The organism is Amycolatopsis sp. YIM 10 (assembly GCF_009429145.1).
Lineage (GTDB): Bacteria > Actinomycetota > Actinomycetes > Mycobacteriales > Pseudonocardiaceae > Amycolatopsis.
The window spans coordinates 1,475,975-1,491,735 of the sequence record NZ_CP045480.1; the positions used below are offsets into that span (position 1 = coordinate 1,475,975).

The 15,761-nt window shown below is 66.3% G+C and carries 20 protein-coding genes; 9 read left to right on the plus strand and 11 right to left on the minus strand.

Annotated features, from left to right (window positions below):
• Positions 1-80 precede the first annotated feature (80 nt).
• On the plus strand, positions 81-716 hold the full coding sequence (locus YIM_RS48995) for a hypothetical protein (RefSeq protein ID WP_228005115.1): 636 nt from the start codon (positions 81-83) through the stop codon (positions 714-716).
• A 47-nt stretch (positions 717-763) separates the two neighbouring features.
• Positions 764-997: a transposase gene (locus YIM_RS49000; protein WP_255462883.1), complete on the plus strand. Its 234-nt coding sequence runs from the start codon at positions 764-766 to the stop codon at positions 995-997.
• Here YIM_RS49000 and YIM_RS07240 read toward each other — a convergent pair.
• Positions 981-1,727 (minus strand): TetR/AcrR family transcriptional regulator, encoded by a 747-nt coding sequence (locus tag YIM_RS07240; protein ID WP_153029593.1) that lies wholly within the window; start codon positions 1,725-1,727, stop codon positions 981-983. The two genes, YIM_RS49000 and YIM_RS07240, sit on opposite strands and share 17 nt — an antisense overlap.
• Positions 1,728-1,837: 110 nt before the next feature.
• On the opposite strand from YIM_RS07240, the gene YIM_RS07245 reads away from it, so the two are divergent.
• Positions 1,838-2,920 (plus strand): alpha/beta hydrolase, encoded by a 1,083-nt coding sequence (locus YIM_RS07245; RefSeq protein WP_153029594.1) that lies wholly within the window; start codon positions 1,838-1,840, stop codon positions 2,918-2,920.
• Between the two features lie 222 nt (positions 2,921-3,142).
• On the plus strand, positions 3,143-3,622 hold the full coding sequence (locus YIM_RS07250) for a hypothetical protein (protein ID WP_153029595.1): 480 nt from the start codon (positions 3,143-3,145) through the stop codon (positions 3,620-3,622).
• A gap of 221 nt (positions 3,623-3,843) precedes the next feature.
• Here the strand turns inward: YIM_RS07250 and YIM_RS07255 are convergent, their stop codons facing one another.
• The gene (locus YIM_RS07255; protein WP_228004598.1) at positions 3,844-4,251 is read right to left on the minus strand and encodes a DUF4360 domain-containing protein; all 408 of its coding nucleotides are present in this window, start codon (positions 4,249-4,251) and stop codon (positions 3,844-3,846) included.
• A 160-nt stretch (positions 4,252-4,411) separates the two neighbouring features.
• Complete coding sequence (locus YIM_RS07260) at positions 4,412-5,041, minus strand: DUF4360 domain-containing protein (RefSeq protein WP_153029596.1); 630 nt, start codon at positions 5,039-5,041, stop codon at positions 4,412-4,414.
• Positions 5,042-6,504: 1,463 nt separating this feature from the next.
• Between YIM_RS07260 and YIM_RS07265 the strand changes: the two genes are divergently transcribed.
• The gene (locus YIM_RS07265; RefSeq protein ID WP_228004599.1) at positions 6,505-7,080 is read left to right on the plus strand and encodes an HNH endonuclease family protein; all 576 of its coding nucleotides are present in this window, start codon (positions 6,505-6,507) and stop codon (positions 7,078-7,080) included.
• A gap of 18 nt (positions 7,081-7,098) precedes the next feature.
• Here the strand turns inward: YIM_RS07265 and YIM_RS49950 are convergent, their stop codons facing one another.
• Genes YIM_RS49950 through YIM_RS07285 form a run of 5 tightly spaced genes read right to left on the minus strand, consistent with a single transcriptional unit; the run spans position 7,099 to position 10,997 of the window.
• Positions 7,099-7,656 (minus strand): IS5 family transposase, encoded by a 558-nt coding sequence (locus YIM_RS49950; RefSeq protein ID WP_370468963.1) that lies wholly within the window; start codon positions 7,654-7,656, stop codon positions 7,099-7,101.
• Positions 7,545-7,976: an IS5 family transposase gene (locus YIM_RS49955; RefSeq protein WP_370468964.1), complete on the minus strand. Its 432-nt coding sequence runs from the start codon at positions 7,974-7,976 to the stop codon at positions 7,545-7,547. Before YIM_RS49955 ends, YIM_RS49950 begins: the two co-directional genes overlap by 112 nt.
• A gap of 47 nt (positions 7,977-8,023) precedes the next feature.
• Positions 8,024-10,297 carry an EAL domain-containing protein gene (locus YIM_RS07275; protein WP_153029598.1) on the minus strand — a complete coding sequence of 758 codons (2,274 nt, stop codon included), beginning with the start codon at positions 10,295-10,297 and terminating at the stop codon, positions 8,024-8,026.
• Positions 10,294-10,860 (minus strand): RNA polymerase sigma factor, encoded by a 567-nt coding sequence (locus tag YIM_RS07280; RefSeq protein ID WP_153029599.1) that lies wholly within the window; start codon positions 10,858-10,860, stop codon positions 10,294-10,296. The genes YIM_RS07275 and YIM_RS07280 overlap by 4 nt, the downstream gene beginning before the upstream one ends.
• Positions 10,857-10,997, minus strand: coding sequence for a hypothetical protein (locus YIM_RS07285; protein WP_153029600.1), 141 nt, complete (start codon positions 10,995-10,997; stop codon positions 10,857-10,859). Before YIM_RS07285 ends, YIM_RS07280 begins: the two co-directional genes overlap by 4 nt.
• Before the next feature lie 438 nt (positions 10,998-11,435).
• On the opposite strand from YIM_RS07285, the gene YIM_RS07290 reads away from it, so the two are divergent.
• On the plus strand, positions 11,436-12,317 hold the full coding sequence (locus YIM_RS07290) for an SAM-dependent methyltransferase (protein WP_153029601.1): 882 nt from the start codon (positions 11,436-11,438) through the stop codon (positions 12,315-12,317).
• Positions 12,318-12,397: 80 nt separating this feature from the next.
• Here YIM_RS07290 and YIM_RS07295 read toward each other — a convergent pair whose 3' ends face one another.
• Genes YIM_RS07295 through YIM_RS07305 form a run of 3 tightly spaced genes read right to left on the minus strand, consistent with a single transcriptional unit; the run spans position 12,398 to position 14,119 of the window.
• Positions 12,398-13,261: a helix-turn-helix transcriptional regulator gene (locus YIM_RS07295; protein ID WP_153029602.1), complete on the minus strand. Its 864-nt coding sequence runs from the start codon at positions 13,259-13,261 to the stop codon at positions 12,398-12,400.
• A 14-nt stretch (positions 13,262-13,275) separates the two neighbouring features.
• Complete coding sequence (locus YIM_RS07300) at positions 13,276-13,809, minus strand: DUF6879 family protein (protein ID WP_153029603.1); 534 nt, start codon at positions 13,807-13,809, stop codon at positions 13,276-13,278.
• Positions 13,790-14,119 carry a hypothetical protein gene (locus YIM_RS07305; RefSeq protein WP_153029604.1) on the minus strand — a complete coding sequence of 110 codons (330 nt, stop codon included), beginning with the start codon at positions 14,117-14,119 and terminating at the stop codon, positions 13,790-13,792. Before YIM_RS07305 ends, YIM_RS07300 begins: the two co-directional genes overlap by 20 nt.
• A 195-nt stretch (positions 14,120-14,314) precedes the next feature.
• Here YIM_RS07305 and YIM_RS07310 point away from each other — a divergent pair, with 195 nt between their 5' ends.
• From YIM_RS07310 to YIM_RS07320, 3 genes are all read left to right on the plus strand, one after another.
• Positions 14,315-14,506, plus strand: a complete 192-nt coding sequence (locus YIM_RS07310) for a hypothetical protein (protein WP_153029605.1) — start codon at positions 14,315-14,317, stop codon at positions 14,504-14,506.
• A 160-nt stretch (positions 14,507-14,666) separates the two neighbouring features.
• Positions 14,667-15,011, plus strand: coding sequence for a hypothetical protein (locus tag YIM_RS07315; RefSeq protein WP_153029606.1), 345 nt, complete (start codon positions 14,667-14,669; stop codon positions 15,009-15,011).
• Positions 15,008-15,595 (plus strand): hypothetical protein, encoded by a 588-nt coding sequence (locus YIM_RS07320; protein WP_153029607.1) that lies wholly within the window; start codon positions 15,008-15,010, stop codon positions 15,593-15,595. Before YIM_RS07315 ends, YIM_RS07320 begins: the two co-directional genes overlap by 4 nt.
• Positions 15,596-15,761: the final 166 nt, after the last annotated feature.

Below are 15,761 nucleotides of genomic sequence, written 5' to 3' on the forward strand. Positions count from 1 at the left end.
ATGGCACACGCTTAGGGTTCGGTGTCACAGGACAGCGACCTTAAACGCAAGAGACCAAGGGCCCGGCGAATCGGCGCACCGTGCAAACCACACTGAAGGCCTCCTACACCAACCACTACCGGCGCGGCTTGATCGAGCTGCTGGAGGTGCTGGAGTTCCGCTCCAACAACGCCGCGCACCAGCCCGTCATCGACGCGCTCAAGCTGGTCCAGCGCTACGCCAGGGCGGGCAGCACCACCTACTACCCGCTCGGCGAGACCACGCCCGACCACAAGGGCACACTCAAGGACTGGGCCGATCTGGTCTATTGCACCGACACTAGCGGTCGGCGCCGGGTGGCGCGCATGGTGTATGAGGTGGCCACCTTCCAGACTCTGCGGGAGCAGTTGCACTGCAAGGAGATCTGGATGGTCGGCGCCGACCGGTGGCGCAACGCGTACGAGGATCTGCCCGCCGACTTCGAGTCACGCCGCGCCGAGCACTACCGCGAGCTGCGCAAGCCCCTGGACCCGACCGAGTCCCGCGACAGCCTGCGCGAGGAGATGACCAGCGCCCTGGCGAAGCTGAACGACGGCCTGTCCTCCCTGGACTGGGTCCAGATCAGCGACCGCAAGGCGGGAGCGATCATGCTGACGCCGATCGAGGCCGCCCCGAGCCGCGCAACCTGCGACGGATCAAGAACGAGGTCGCCCGCCGCTGGAGCGCCGTCCCGCTGATCGACATCCTCAAGGAGGCGATCCTGCGCACCGGCTGCCTGGCCAAGGTGACCGCGGCCACCGGCACCGGCCACACGAGCCCTGAGGTGCTGGCTGAGCGGCTCATGCTGGTCATCTACGCCTACGGCACCAACTGCGGCATCCGGCAGATGATCTCCGACGCGCACGCCCACAGCGAGGAGGATCTGCGCTACGTGCGCCGACGCTACCTGACCCTGCCGCAGCTGCGTCAGCAGGTCAGCGATCGTAGGGGAGTGATGCTCGCTAGCCACGGCCGATGAGCACTTGGACGCCGTCGAGGATGCGATCAAGGCCGAAGTCGAGTGGATCGAGCTCCGTGGAGGTGAATGCGCCGTCGGCGATCGCCTTGGTCAGGGCAGGGAAGCGATTGCTGTGGCGGTTGAGTAGTTCGCTGGTCAGGCGGCCCCATTCGCGGTTGTGGTCCTCGTCGAAGTCGGCCCGTTGCTGGGCGAGGTTGCGTACCTGCCCGGCAATCAGAAGGAAGACCTGGTGGCGTTGGCCGGCGGTCAGACCGGTCGGTTCCAGGGCGGCAAGTGCGGCGTCCATCCAGGCGAGCTGGTGGGGGCCCATGATCTGCCGGCGCATGGCGGTGGCGGCCAGCAGCCAGGGGTGGGCCTGGTAGACCCCCCACTGGCGGTGGGCCCACGCGGAAAGCCGAGGTCGCCAGCCGGAGCCGGCGGCCGACAGGTCGGGAGGTTCGGCGAGGACAGCTTCCACCATCAATTCGACGAGTTCGGTCTTGCCGGGCACGTAGCGGTACAGGGCCATGGCGGAGACGCCGAATTCGGCGGCGACCTTGTTCATCGAGACGGTCTCCAGCCCTTCGGTGTCGGCGAGGGTCACGGCGGCTTCGGCGATGCGCTGGGGGGTGAGGGTGGGCTTGGGGCCGCGGGCGGGCTGGTCCTGTTCGCCCCACAGCAGCGCGATGCCCGTCGGCAGGTCGCGCGCCTTCTTGTCCTTGTTCTCGCGCGGCTTGGCTGCCCTGGCCATGGTCGCTCCCCTTGGTGAGGTCGTTCGCGGACGTCGGTTGACACCCTCCCGCAACTGTATATAGCCTAAACTCACTTGTTACTACTATAAACAGTTTAAGGAAGTAGCAGATGCTTGGCATCGCCATCGCCGCAACCGTCATCGCGGTCATCACCGTCCCCGCCGCAGGCCTACTCGGCTACCGCCAGCTCAGGCGCACCGCCCACGCCAAACGACTACGCATCACCAGCCCGCACGGCATCGAGGAATCCGGGTTCGTCCGCATCGGCGGCATCGACCAGTGGGTCACCATCCGCGGCGAAGACCACCGCAACCCGGTGATCCTGGAACTCCACGGTGGCCCCGGCGCCACCAACCTGATCTTCGCCTCGCGCACCCGCTCCTGGGAGCGGCACTTCACGATCGTGCGGTGGGACATGCGCGGCGCCGGCAAAACCTTCGCTCACGGCGGACCCGACGGGCAGGGCGACATGAACCTGCAGCGCCTTGAGCGCGACGCCCTGGAGGTCACCCAGCACATCCGTGCCCGGCTCGGCGTCGACAAAGTCGTGCTACTCGGCTGCTCCTTCGGCTCCATCGTCGGGCTGCGCCTGGCCCGCAACCACCCGGAGCTGTACTGCGCCTACGTCGGCACCGACCAGAACATCAACGCCGGCGGCCGCGACCACACCGCCTACCGCGCGCTGCTGGACCGGCTCGGCGCGGCCGGCAAACGCAAAGAACTGGCCGCCGTCACCACTATGGGCCCGGGCAAGTCCGCCTGGGGTGTCGAGGACTGGTCGCAGTACAACAAGCACACCGTCGGCTCCGACCCGCTCACCTTCGACACCATCAAGACCGTCGTGATCGGCTCCCTGCTGTCCTCGCCCCTGCACTCCCTGCGCGAGCTGCCTGCCTACACCAAGGCCATGAGCTTCTCCGCGCGCGTCGCGCCCGAGTCCGCGACCATCGACGAATGGGCCGAAGGCACCACGTTCGCCATCCCGTTCTTCATCTTCCAGGGCGAGCGCGACGTGATCACCCCGCCCGAGCCGGTCCGGCGGTTCTTCAACGACATCACCGCCCCGGTCAAGGACTTCGCCCTCATCCAGGACGCGAGCCATTTCGCCTCCTTCCGCCACCCCGACCAATTCCTCGACCTGATGCTCACCAAGGTCCGACCCCTACTCACCAGCCAACCGATCACCTGGTGAAGCGCCCCAACCCTTGACCATCACCAACCTCGTCGGCCCGGCGACTGGACATGGGAGCCGCTGCTTGGGCCGGCTGGGGAGTGTCAACTTAACGCCTCCGGCCGGGTTGGGGTGAAGCTGCGTGACTTCCACCGCGAAGCCACCCCGTTCACCAGCGTCGCCGTCGTGCGCGAGGCCCGTGAGAGCATCGCTGACTTGATCGCCGCGTAGGAGAGGAACCTGTTGCCCCGCATCGGAATCACCGGCCACTCGAACCTGACCGCCGCCACCGTGCCGCTGGTCGCCGACGGCATCCGCGCCGCCCTGGCCGGGCACCCGGGTAGCGAGCTGGTCGGGGTGAGCTGCCTGGCCCGCGGCGCGGACCAGGTGTTCGCCCGCGTCGTGCTCGACCTCGGCGGCACGGTCGAGGTGGTCTTGCCCGCGGCCGACTACCGCGAGCGCAAGGTCAAGCCGGGCAACGCCGCCGAGTTCGACGAGCTGATCGGCAGGGCGACCGTGCACACAATGCCGTTCGCCGAATCGAACCGCGAGGCCTACATGGCCGCCTCCGAACACGTTCTCGACCACGTAGACGCGATGGTCGCGGTGTGGGACGGCGGGCCATCCGGCGGCCACGGCGGCACCGCTGACGTGGTCGATGCTGCTCGCGGACGTGGTCTGCCGGTCACCGTCGTCTGGCCGGATGGCGCCGAGCGTGAGTAGCTGAAGCCGCGCCCGGGGTCGCCCCAAGGGCTGACACCGGCCTGCGGCCCGCCCGGTCGCGCACAGCGGCGCGCTACCCCAATAACGAGGTTGCTGATCGTCTCTACTTCGAGCAGAAGCTGCCGCCCGTCGGCCACGGTGCCTGGCCGGCGACGGGCATTGCTCGGTGTCGTGGCTCGCTGATCCGCCCACCGTCAGCGACCACGGCGGCCCAGCACCCCTCACAGCATGCCTCCAGGCTCTGGGAACTGGTGGCCGTCTTGGGGACCGAGGTGCCACGTTGACCCGCAGTTCGGTGTTGATGTTGAAGTGCCGCTTCTCGCCGCACGGCGAGTAGTAGACGATGTAATGATTTCGGTTTCGTCCACTGCCTGACAGTTGTCGTTCTCGCGGAAGTCGGTGGGGGTCGCGCCGACGCCCACTTGGGCCAGGAAATCGCTGTAGGTCACGGTGAATGCTTTGTTGTCCGGGGACACGGCGACGGCGGCTGTGCCCGCCGGGCAGCCGGAACCGTTGACGGTGACCACGTCGATCGTGAAATGGTCGGGCGGCGGTGTGGTGCCGGGGGCCCCACCCGGCGGAATCACGATGGACATTGCCAATGCGGTAGCGGCCAGCGCGCTGAACATGTGCACACCTTTCCGGGGATTCAAACTCCAGGTGGCGGCGGTTCCTGAATGCTAGCGCGATGGCCGCTACCGCAATTCCGCTAAACGGGTGCCTTTTTTATTGTGGTTTTTTGTCAGCGGAAAAGGGCAGGGTTGGGCAATGGTGGTGAGTGGTGGATTCTCAACATTTCTTCCACGAGAAATGGTACTTGGTGTCGACGTTGCCGTCGGTGGAGTCCATGGACATGAAGCTGGTGGTCGTCTTGGGATCCGAGGTCCCGACGTTGACCCGCAGCTCGGTGTTCACGTTGAGGTGGCGCACCTCGCCGCACGGCGCGTACACAATGGAGGCGAAGTCGGTCTTGTCGGTGGCCTGCCAGTTGTCGCTGTACGGTCCGTTGTAGGGGTGTACTTCGGTGGCATTGGCCGATTGACCCTGGAAGTAGTAGTTGGCGCGCTGGGAACCGTAGGCGCCCTTGGCCAGGTGCGCGAAGCCGCGGTAATCCGCCTGCGCGATGCCGAAGGTGAAGCCCTGCGGGTAGTTCACCCGGAGGTTGAGCTGGCAGTTCTTGCGGAATTCGATCGGGGAGGAGCCGGCTCCGGTCTGCGCGAGGTAATCGCTGTAGGTGACGGTGAAGTTCGTGTTGTCGGGTGACACCGCGACCGCGGACGTCCCGGCCGGACAACCCGAGCCGTTCACCGTGACGATGCTGATCGTCACGTGGTCCGGTGGGGCCTCCGCCGGTGCCACGGAACCGGGGGTGGTTATCGCCGACAGGGCAATGGCACTGGCAGCCAGCGCAGTGAACATGATGCACCCTTCTGATGCGTCTTGAACAACTAATCGTGGCGGCGGTGGTTCAGGGTATCGGGCGGGCTCTCCGATGAACGGGGATCATGTTTTGCGTCTGGTGCAAAGAAATCGTGGCTGCTGCGCCCGTTCGGGTGTGTGGCCGTAGTCCGGCGAACAATGTGGATCCTCGCCCGTGGCTACTTAGTGGGCCGTAGATTACAGAATGAGTTTACTAATGCGTTCCTCGGTTGTGTTATGGCAGTGAGATCACCTAAGGTAATCAGGTGGATGCAGGTTTGGTTACATTGTGTTGTTGAGAGGGGATCGAGGCTAAAGCCCCGAACTCGTCATCCGCGGGTCCGGCGTATCGATGTGTCTGCATCGAGGTTCCCCGGTCTGGGGTGAGTGTGACCCCGTGGCGTTCTGTTGACAGCAGTTGCGCCAAGGGAGTGACTGATCTGCGAGGGGCACCATCCCTCGTGAGACTCGATGGCGCCGCGCCACTCGCGCTTGCCACGCCGCGGTTGCACCACGACAACGGTCGCTCGTGACCGCAGCCGCACGACCCGGGCGGGGCACGGGAGCGGAAGCGGGCGCCTCCTGGCTGAACAGGAGGCGCCCTGTTGCCCCACCGCAACCTGTACGCACTGTTAGAGCACATGAAGGAAGTGGTGATGACTTGCCCACGGTAGGTCGTGAACGGGCTGAGTGCAGCCCCCGAACGTGTCCGGTCTCGCGGGACGGTGATGGGTGAACCGTTATGAGCTCCTGCTGAGGATCTTGGAAAAAAGGAGGGTGTGGCGACGTTTTTTCGCCCTGGTCGTGTTGCTAATCGCAGGTGTATTGGCGTTAGTTTCACCAGCTGACGAGGTCCTGTACGACTTGCTGAGGGCAGCCCTCACTCTCGAGTGCAGCGGTGACGGCGAGTTGCTCCCGGTGGCGGCTGCTTGTGTCGACTAGATATGTCCTGATGAGGGAGCGGGACTGGGAGGTGTAGGCCCGTGATTCGCTTGTTCGGGGTCTAAAACCCACGTCAATGGGGCAGGCCACGCATGACCCGTGCTTGGTCTGCCCCGTTCGGCAATCGTTCTGCGCATAGTCGCTGAGGCGGAGGCACTACGTCGTCGACGCCGTAACGACCGCTGGACCCACGCGGTGGCGAAGCGGTAAACAGCAACACATGGCGAGCCGGTTCTGACCCCAAGCGACGCATGTCGTGAGCCCTCATCAGATGCTGCAGCATAGCGGCGACCAGTGAGTCGCCAGGGTGAGCACACCATCAGGTGGTCATGGTCCGCTGCTCTGTCCATGCCGATCGCCGAAAGGTATCGATTGATAGCTGACAGGATCGATGTGAAGGGGAGTTGGCGATGCGGGGTACGCGAGCGGTCGGGGTCACGGGGGTAGGGATCTTGTTGCTGGCTGTAGCACCTCACGTAGCCAGGGCAACTGTTGCGAGTCCTGCGTCTGGGGCTGCGGCGGTGCCGTTACGGGAACTGGTCGCCGCGCTGTCGGTCGCGGACGAGTTCCGAGAGGGCTACGAGCGGACCAAGTTCAAGCATTGGGTCGACGAGGATCACGATCGCTGCAACACGCGGCAGGAAGTCCTGATCCAGGAAGCAGCCAGCCCGCCGGACGTAAGTCCGTCGTGCGCCGTGACCAGCGGGACGTGGTACTCGTTCTACGACGACAAGTACTTCGATGACGCGAAGAAGCTCGACATCGATCACATGGTGCCCCTGGCCGAGGCATGGGACAGCGGAGCGTCGCAGTGGACGGCGAAGCGCCGCGAACTCTACGCCAACGATCTGACCGAGCCGGTTGCTCTGGTCGCGGTCAGCGCGACCACCAACCGCTCGAAAGCGGACCAGGACCCCGGGCAGTGGTTGCCGCCCTACGAGCCGGCCCGCTGCCAGTACGTCGCTGACTGGGTCACGGTGAAAACCCGGTGGGGCCTGACCGTCGACACGACCGAGAAGACCCGCCTGACCGAACTCGCGGGAGCCTGCCCCAACCGGCCGATCCTCACCAGCCCGTCCAGCGAGGCGAACCACTAGGACGTGTCCTGAGGATCTTTATCGGAGGTGCAGGACGATGCAGGCGAGGACGATCTCGGCGCGGTGGTAGGCGGCTCGTTTGGCGTAGCGTGTTGCCAGGCCCCGGAATTGTTTGAGCCGGTTGAAGCATCGCTCGACCACGTTGCGCAGCGTGTAGAGGCCAGGGTCGAAGTCCGGTGGCCTGCCACCGGCCGAGCCCCGGGCCTTGCGTCGGGCGATCTGGTCAGCGCGTTCGGGAATGGTGGCCTTGATCCGGCGTTCCCGTAACGCCTTTCGGGTGCTCGGGTGGGTGTAGGCCTTATCGGCCAGCACCCGCCCGACCCGCACCCTCTGCCCGCCTACCTCGAGGTCACGGATGTCGTCCAGCAGCGGCAGTAGTTGCGGGTTGTCCCCGGCCCGACCTGGGGTGAGGATCACCGCCAGCGGCAAGCCCGCGCCGTCGACGGCCAGGTGGAGCTTGGTCGTCAGCCCGCCCCGCGAACGCCCGAGGCATTCCCCGTCGATCGCGAGGGCTTCGATCCAGTCCGCGCAGCCCCGTTTTCCGGGCACCCGCCGCGTGCTGATGCGCCCGCACACTCGTGGAATCGACACTGATCACGAACTCGACGTTGTCCTCCAACGTGCCCCAGCGAGTCGTCCTTGACGATCACGTGTTCCAGGATCCGGTCCCAGGTTCCGTCCGCGGTCCACTTGCGCAACCGCTCATGCGCGGTCTTCCACGGCCCATACCGTTCGGGCAGATCACGCCACGGCGCACCGGTCCGCTCATGCCACAGAATCGCGTTGATCACCTGCCGGTGACTACGCCACCGCCCACCCCGCCGCCCAGACTCCGCAGGCAGCAACGGCGCGACCCTCGCCCACGCCCTATCCGTCAGCTCACCACGACCCACCACACCCCATCATCTGCACACGATCATGAAGAAGATCCGCAGGACACGCCCTAGTCGTTCGGTCGATGTTGGCGGCTGAGTGCGGGGGGCATTGTGTCGTCTGGGTTGGTGGCGGCGGTTGTGAGGTAGAGGTCGAATTCGATGTGGGCTGGGGTGGCGGTGGTGGCCAGTGTGCGGGCACCGACGGCGTGGGCGGTGTCGATGATGGCTGTGAGGGAGGTGGGCCAGGTCTTGGCGTGGGTGAGTGCGGCGACGGTGTGGTCGGCGAGGGTGATGGTGGCCCACGGGATGGTGTTGAGGGCGCGGATGGGGGCGTGGTCGTCGAGGAAGTTGGTCATGGCGAGTTGGATGGGGGTGGTGGCGGTGGGGAGTTGGGTGAGCCGGCTCAGGATTGCGGGTGCTCCGGTGAGGCTGCGGGCTGGGATGGCGAGGTGAAGCTGTCCTGACTGGAGGTGGGCCGCGGTGGCGGTGAGGGTGTCGAGCAGGGGTTCGTCGTGGATGGTGTGTCCGGGCATGTCGAGCAGGATGAAGGGGTCCCATCCGGCGTGGTGCCAGGCTTGGGTGTGGTGTGTGACGCGCTCGAGAACGAGCGGTAGTGCTGTGGTGAGCAGGCCGGTGTGGCCGGCCAGGTCGGCGATTTCGGTGATGTCGTGGCGGGTGCCGTCCGGGCTGGTCCAGTAGGGCGTCGGGTGCACGCCGACGGGGGAGCCCTGGGCGGTGCGGATGAGCTGATAGTCGACGTGGAGCGCGGCGGTGTCGAGGGCGGTGGTCAGTTCGGCGTGCAGGTCGAGGGTGCGCCGGGCGTCTTCGTCGGTGCCGGTATCGGCGTGGGTCCACAATTCGCGGGTGTCGGCGGTGTCGTGGAGCGCTCGGCGGGTGCAGCGCAAGAGGTCGTCGAGGGTGTGGCCGGGGCGGGCTTCGGTGATGCCGATGCGGGGCTGAAGCCGGATCTGGTGGCCGTCGATGCGGACGGGGTCACGTAGCCAGTCGGAGAGTTGTTTGACCAGGCGGATCACGGTGGACCAATCGGTGAGCTGGTGCAGCAGGACAAGGACGTCGTCGCCGTTGTGGCCGATGAGGTGGTGGTACTGGGTGAGTTCGTGAGCGGCGTGAATGCGAGTGGAGATCCGCCAGAGGAGCTGGGTGAGCAGGTGCTCAGGTAGTGCGTGGCCGAGCTGGGCCCAGCCGGCCAGGCGGATGGTGAGCAGGGTGGCGTTGCCAGGGGCGCCGGCCAGGACGCGCTCGGCTCTGCTGGTGAAGGCGGTTTCGGTGAGCAATCCCGTGGCGGCGTTGACGTCGCTGCCGTTTTCGAGGCCGTGCTGCAAGGTGATGTCGTCGAGCAGGACGTTGATGCTGCGCTGACCGGTGCTGGCGTAGCCGACGGTGGCGCGGATCCATCGTGGCGGCTGACGGTGCTGATGGATCCGGAACTCGATCTCGGCGCAGGCGCGCTCACGCCGGGCCCGGGTGTTCTCGCGCAGCGTGCCCAGCGCGCGCTCGATCTGGGCTCTGTCCTCGGCAGACGAGGACAGCTGCACCAGGGTGAGCGTGCGTAACTGGGCCAGTGTGCGATTCAGGAGGTCTTGGGCCAGGGGGTTGGCTTCCATGATGTGGCCGCGTTCGTTCATCAGGAGGACGGCTTGGGGAGCCTGCGCGTCCGCAGCGCGGTAACGCTGCGGTGCTCCGGCGGATTCGTGGTGGCAGAGGCGCAGCATGGTTGTGGTCAGGGCGGTTTGCTCGTCGCGTACGCGCTCCTGCAAGCCGGTCGCGAATCCACTGGCGAATTCCCCGACCAGCTTTACTTTGAGAGCCTGGGGGGCGAGCGGGGTGTATTCGGCGGCCAGACTGAGGACCAGGGCGACGCACTCGCCGAGAGATTCCGCGGCGAGTTTGTGTTCGTAGGCCAGGGTGTGACCGATGGCGGCCGGTACCGGCACGGGCGGGACCAGATTCAGGCTGTTGGCGGGGTCGGTGACGGGTGCGCCGAGGTGGGCCAGCAGCGCCGCGGCCGAGTAGGCGAACAACGGCTCGGCGCTGGCCGGGGCGAGCCGTATGAAGGCGCGTATGGCGAGGGAGCGGTGCCAGCGCCGCCCGAACTCCCGCGCGTCGTCGGCAGTCAATTCCAGGCCGGGGAGTACCGGACCGCGGGCACGGGCCGCCGCGGTCTCGGCCTCGCCGGTGAGGTCGGAGTCATCCCAGGGCGGCAGGCTGCGCTCGTCGGCGGTGGCCAGCCACTCCACCAGTTCGGCGACGCGGGATTCGGCCGCGGCTAAGGAGGTCTCCTCGGTGCTGCTGCTGTGGGGGGCGGGCTCGCGCGGGATCATCGTTTCTTCCTTCCTGGCCGATGTAGCTCCGGATCCCCAGACGACCTCACCTCGTAGCTCAGCTGCTTGTACGCGCGGGCGAGGTAGGTGCGGACGGTGTCCACGCTGTTGCCGGTGTATTCCGCGATCTCATCGAGCGTCCAGCCTTTCCCCTTCATGGTCAGCACCAAGCCCAGGTAGTGCGGCAACCTGCCCGAGGCCTCGATGATCATGAGCAATTCCCCCGGCGCCGGTGGCATCCAGGACGCGGGCTGGCCGACATGCTGCGTCTCAGCCGCGTGCTCGAGCGAGACATTCCGGTTGTTCTTGTCCCGTATGGCGTCGATCGCCTTATTGCGCGCCGTCCGATACAGCCAGTTCAGCTTGTGCCCGGAGATGCTGTCCCAGTTCACATAGAGGGTCACCAGCGCCTCCCCGATGACGTTGTCGTGGTCGGCTCCCGGCGCGATCTTCCGGACGTACTTGGTCAGGTCAGCGCGACGTTCGTTGACGATTTCAGCGAGTTCCTCGTGGTCTTGCTTCGTCCAGCGGTGACGTCCTGGACGTGGAGCCTCGTCAGTCACTCGGCGCCCTGCGCGCCCGCGGGCGGACCGAGGACCAGGACTATCGCCATGCCCGGCACGGTGATCCGGATTCGCGCCGAGACCTGTCGCGCGTCCGGCCCGCCCGGCAAGAACTGCGCGCACCGAGTCAATGCCACGGCGCCCATGACCGCGCCACACCAGCGCGGTAGGATCATCGATCCGCTACGGCGGGGGGTTCGCCGCCCGTATCGCTGCCACAGCAGCACAACAGTCACCACCGCGAGCAGCGATGGCCAGTTGTAGGACATATCGGGGTAGTCCTTCCTCAGTCTTTTCGGGGAACGGGTTGGCGCGGCCGGGGGATGCAACGCCTTCCCTCTCTACTCGGCAAAATCGGCCGAATACGATGTTCGATCACCCGAAAGAAGGACGACAAAGTCATTATGTTCATTTCCGCTGCACCAGGTGCAGTGTCAGGTGGGTGTTGCGTCACGCGAAAGAACGCAAATCGCACCGAAGGCCGAACAACGCCCGGTCGCCCTGCCTCCGCTCAACTGGCCGACGCCCTGAACGACGCTTCGTTGCTAACCTGGCAATCCCCGTGAGGAGGGCCAGTGCCGAACGACTCCGCGGACACCGACCAGCCTGATCTCCACATCGCCGACATCGAAAGGGCCAGCCTCTCCCGCGTCAACGACTGGTACCTCGGAGGTTCCTTCAACACTCCCGTCGACCGCGACTTCGCCGAGCGTGTACTGCACGTGCTGCCCGCGGCCAGAACCATGGCAGTGGATCACCGCGACTTCCTGCGACGCTGCCTCACCTACCTCGTTGCCCATGGCATCCGCCAGTTCATCGACATCGGCTCTGGCATGCCCACCCTTGGCAACGTTCACGAAGTCACCCGATCGCTCTCGCCAGACGCCAAAGTCGTCTACGTCGACAACGACCCCGTCACCATCGCGCACAGCAGACGACTGCTCGACAATGATCCGCGCGCGATCATCATCGACGCCGACCTCAGACAGGCAGACCGGGTAATCGGTGCACCTGAGCTGCAGCAGTTTATCGACCTCACCGAACCCACCGGGTTGCTCATGATCGCGGTGCTGCATTTCGTCCCCGACAGTGACGACCCCGCCCGCCTGATCGCCCGCTATCGAGCAGCGCTACCCGCAGGCAGCTACATCGCGATCTCGCACCTCACCGACGAAACAACACCACCGCGCCTGCGCGAACAGGTCCGCGCCTGCACGTCGGCTCACCACGACATCAGCCCGCTCGTTCCCCGCGACCGGGCAACCCTGGCGGCCTGGCTACACGAACTCGACCTCGTGCCGCCCGGCATCGTCACCGCCCACCGCTGGCGACCCGACCGCACGCCCCTCGACAGCCCTGAGCACGATCTCACCGTCGCCGCGCTCGGCCGTACCACAGCCAGGAGCCAGACCACGGCAGGAACCCCAGTTGCCGATCCTTACCAGCCCGTCCGGTGAGGCGAACCACTAACTGCGCGGCTCACGAGGTGAAGGGGGACGCGGAACTGGAACGACCGCCGGTTGACCGCCCTGAGTAGTCAGGTTCCGCCCGCGGTCTGCTGTTTGTGTCGTCGTTGATCAAGTGCGGTGTTGATGAGGTTGCGGGCGGTGGTGCCGATGACGGCCTGGGAGGCGAGTTCGGTGAAAACCCGGTCGTGGAGGGCGATTTCGCGGGGTTGGTTGATCGTTACCTCGGCGGAGATGTTTTCGATGTGGACGATGCGGCGGTCGTACATGATGAAGTTGTGTGTGGGCACGCGGTATTCGGCGTCGGCTGGGATGATGCCGAGGTGTACGCGGGGTAGGGACATGACGGCGAGGAGCCGGTCGAGTTGTCCGATCATCACCTCGTCGTTGCCGACGGTGGTCGCGAGTGCTTGCTGGGCGATGAGGAAGTGAAAGCGGTGGTCGCCGCGGTAGAGGATTTTCTGGCGTTGCATGCGGGCTTCGACGCCGGCGTCGAGGTCGTCGGGGATGCCGTAGAAGTCGATGACGCGGCGCATGACCGCTGTGGCGTATTCGGCGGTGTGCAGCAGGCCGGGGATGAGCACGGGTTCGTACCAGCGCATGAGCTTGGTTTTCGCCTCCAGCGTGCGGGAGGCGTTCTGTCGGCGTCTGGTGCCGGTGCCGAGGTTGCGGCGCCATTCGGTATACATCGCGTCGATGTGCCGCGCGGTGGCGATGAGGTCGGCGACATGGGCCTCTGCACCGGTGTGGCGGCACCATGCTCGGATGTCGTCATCGGTGGGTTTCTGTTTGCCCAGCTCGATTTTCGTGACTTTGGAGCTGTGCCGCCACCCGGCGAGGTCGGCCAGCTGCAGGCCAGTGAGGTTGGCGTCTTTGCGGAGATCACGCAGTCGAAGGCCCAGCGCTTGCTGGGCTTGCTGCACGGAACTGGTCACGATGACGTGGGGATCTAGGCGTTGACGTACTCGCTGTCCAGGTAGTCCCGGTGCGGGATCGCGGCTTTCCAGACCGTGTCGCGCACCGTGCGGCAGTGGGCAACGATCGTCGGGTCGGTGGTGGCGGCGCCGCCGGCGAACCGGCCGCCAGGCTCGAACACCGTGAACACCACGCGGTTATCGTCGAACAACCAGAAATCGTCCGTGGTCAAGGTACTGGCGTCGATGAGGTGCCGCGGCAGGTAGCGGATGTCCTCGCCCGCGGCGATGTTGTGCTCGGCGACGACCAGGCCCCAGCGGGTGTAGTCCACGTGAGGCACCGATACCACCCGGGCCCTCCGGATGGTCCGCCCGGCGGCGGTGGTGGCGCGGACGAGGTCGAGCCACGGCCGGTGCCACGCGTAGTCGTCGTCCTGCCCGGTCAGGAACAGCTGGAACGGGCCCGTTTCGTCCGGGGTGTGGTAGGTGTCTTGGATCTCCAGATGGAACGCGTCCCGTGCGAACTCGGCGAACAACGCGTCGAAGGCCTCAGCCTGTAGCAGCTCCACCGAAGTACTCCTCTGCCTTCTTCGGGACCTCGACGCAGGTTTCGTGTCCCGGGATGTCCATCTGCGCCAGCGCCTGCGCGTCGTCGACCGGCTGCCCGGTCAGTGTGAAGCTGCCGCGTCCGGTGTCGTGCATCCGGGCACCGAGATACGTGCCGGGCTGCACGTGCACCAGCAGCCGGTGCGGGACTTCGACGTCATCGTCGCGACCGGGAACCTTCCACCCTTGGACGACGTAGGTGTCCCGGTCGGTGGCGTACAGCGTGGGTGAACCACCGCCCTGTGTGGCTTTGCCCAGGAACGTTAACCGCATGACGAACCCTCCGCTATCGATGTGCGTGAGTTTGCTCGAACCGCATCGATCGTGCCTTCACCTGCACATACCCGTCAACAGTCACCGTCGATCATGCCCTGATTCGAGCAAACTGTAGCAAACTTCTGGAGTCTGCGAGCCGGTCAGTCGTAGCGTCAGCCACCCCACCGATCGCTCACCGGAAGAAGGCACGCCATGATCAGCCACGCCCTGCCTGCACCGGTTCCGGACCTCGGCACACCGGCGGGCTTGGACACCTCCGAAGCGACCGCGGTGGTCACCATCAACGCTCATTCGAACACCAGGAGCCTGTACCGCTGCCGCGGCGTGGTCTGGCCGTGTGAGCGGGGACGGCTGGCCGAGCACACCCTGGCGGCGCTGTCATGAGCTGCCGTGTGCACTGGGCGCCTCTGGCGCGACCATCCCGCCCGCTGCCGGAGGCGCCCCTTCCCACCTCGCGCGGAGTCGGTCTGCGCTGTGTCACGGCCGCTGCAGGGGCTGTCGCCGTACGTGCCCGCGGGCACTACCGGCGGGCGGGTGAGCGGCGATGATCGTTGCCACGACCAGGGACAGCCACACGTGGCATCAGCGCGACCTGGGCGCACTGCTGGCCTACCTGCTCGCCGGGACGTACGCCACCGGTAAGCACCCGGCGGCCGAGCGGCGACTGGTCGCCACGGTGGCGGCACTGGCGCGGGTGCTGCGACTGCGCCACATCGGACAGGAAGACCGGTGCACCGTGAGCCGGGTGCGACCGCGCACCTGGTGGCGATCCTGGCGGCGCCGGTCGAGGTGCGCAATGCGCACCGCCCTGACCGTCGGAGGCCTCCCACCAGGCAAGGTCGTGTCCACCGCGGGCGGGGCGGCCGGCGGTTCGGAGCGCCCGTTGTGACCGCTGCCGTGTCCCGCCTCACCGATAGCTCTGCCCCTGATCAGGTGTCGCCGCACGCGCACCCGGTCTCCAGCGGCATGACCTTGGCCGCGCTCGATACCGCGGTCACGGTCGCGCGCCTGCACACCGCCTACACCGTCGACGCGTGGCGGCTGCAGCCGCTGGCGACGGTCGCGGACCTGGTCACCGTGGAACTCGTGCGCCGCGCCGTCAACACCACCGGCGTGCCCGGTGCGCGGCCGAGCTGGGCCGACCTCCACGACCTGCACGTCATTCACGTCCAACTGTGCCGCGCACGCTGCGGCCTGATCATCGAGGTCTGGGACATCGACCCCACGCCACCGGGCCGGCTGGCTGCTGTCGAGCAGGTGAGTACTCGAACGGGGGTGTCCCGGCCCCAGGAGGGCGGGAAAGTGGTCTGGGCTGAAATCCACTGGCCCTCCCCATCACCTCGCGCGCAGCAGAGTCCGCTCCCGCGCCGTGTTGCGCACGCCATTCCACCCCCGCGAGCCCCTGCTTCGTCGCTGGTTCCCGATCACGACACGCTGCGCCGTGTCCTCGATGGCTTGTATCGCCTCGAATAGCACCCACGCGGGGACGCCCTAACTTCGGCGCGGTGCCGTGTCTCGGGCAACGTGCCGGCCCATTCCCAGACTGCCGAGTTCGCGAGCAGACGCCTCTGAAGGCGCCTGGCAGTGAGCGCTGCCTGAAATCACGTGGAGGCCTTGTCATGCCTGCGTTAGCCGTGTC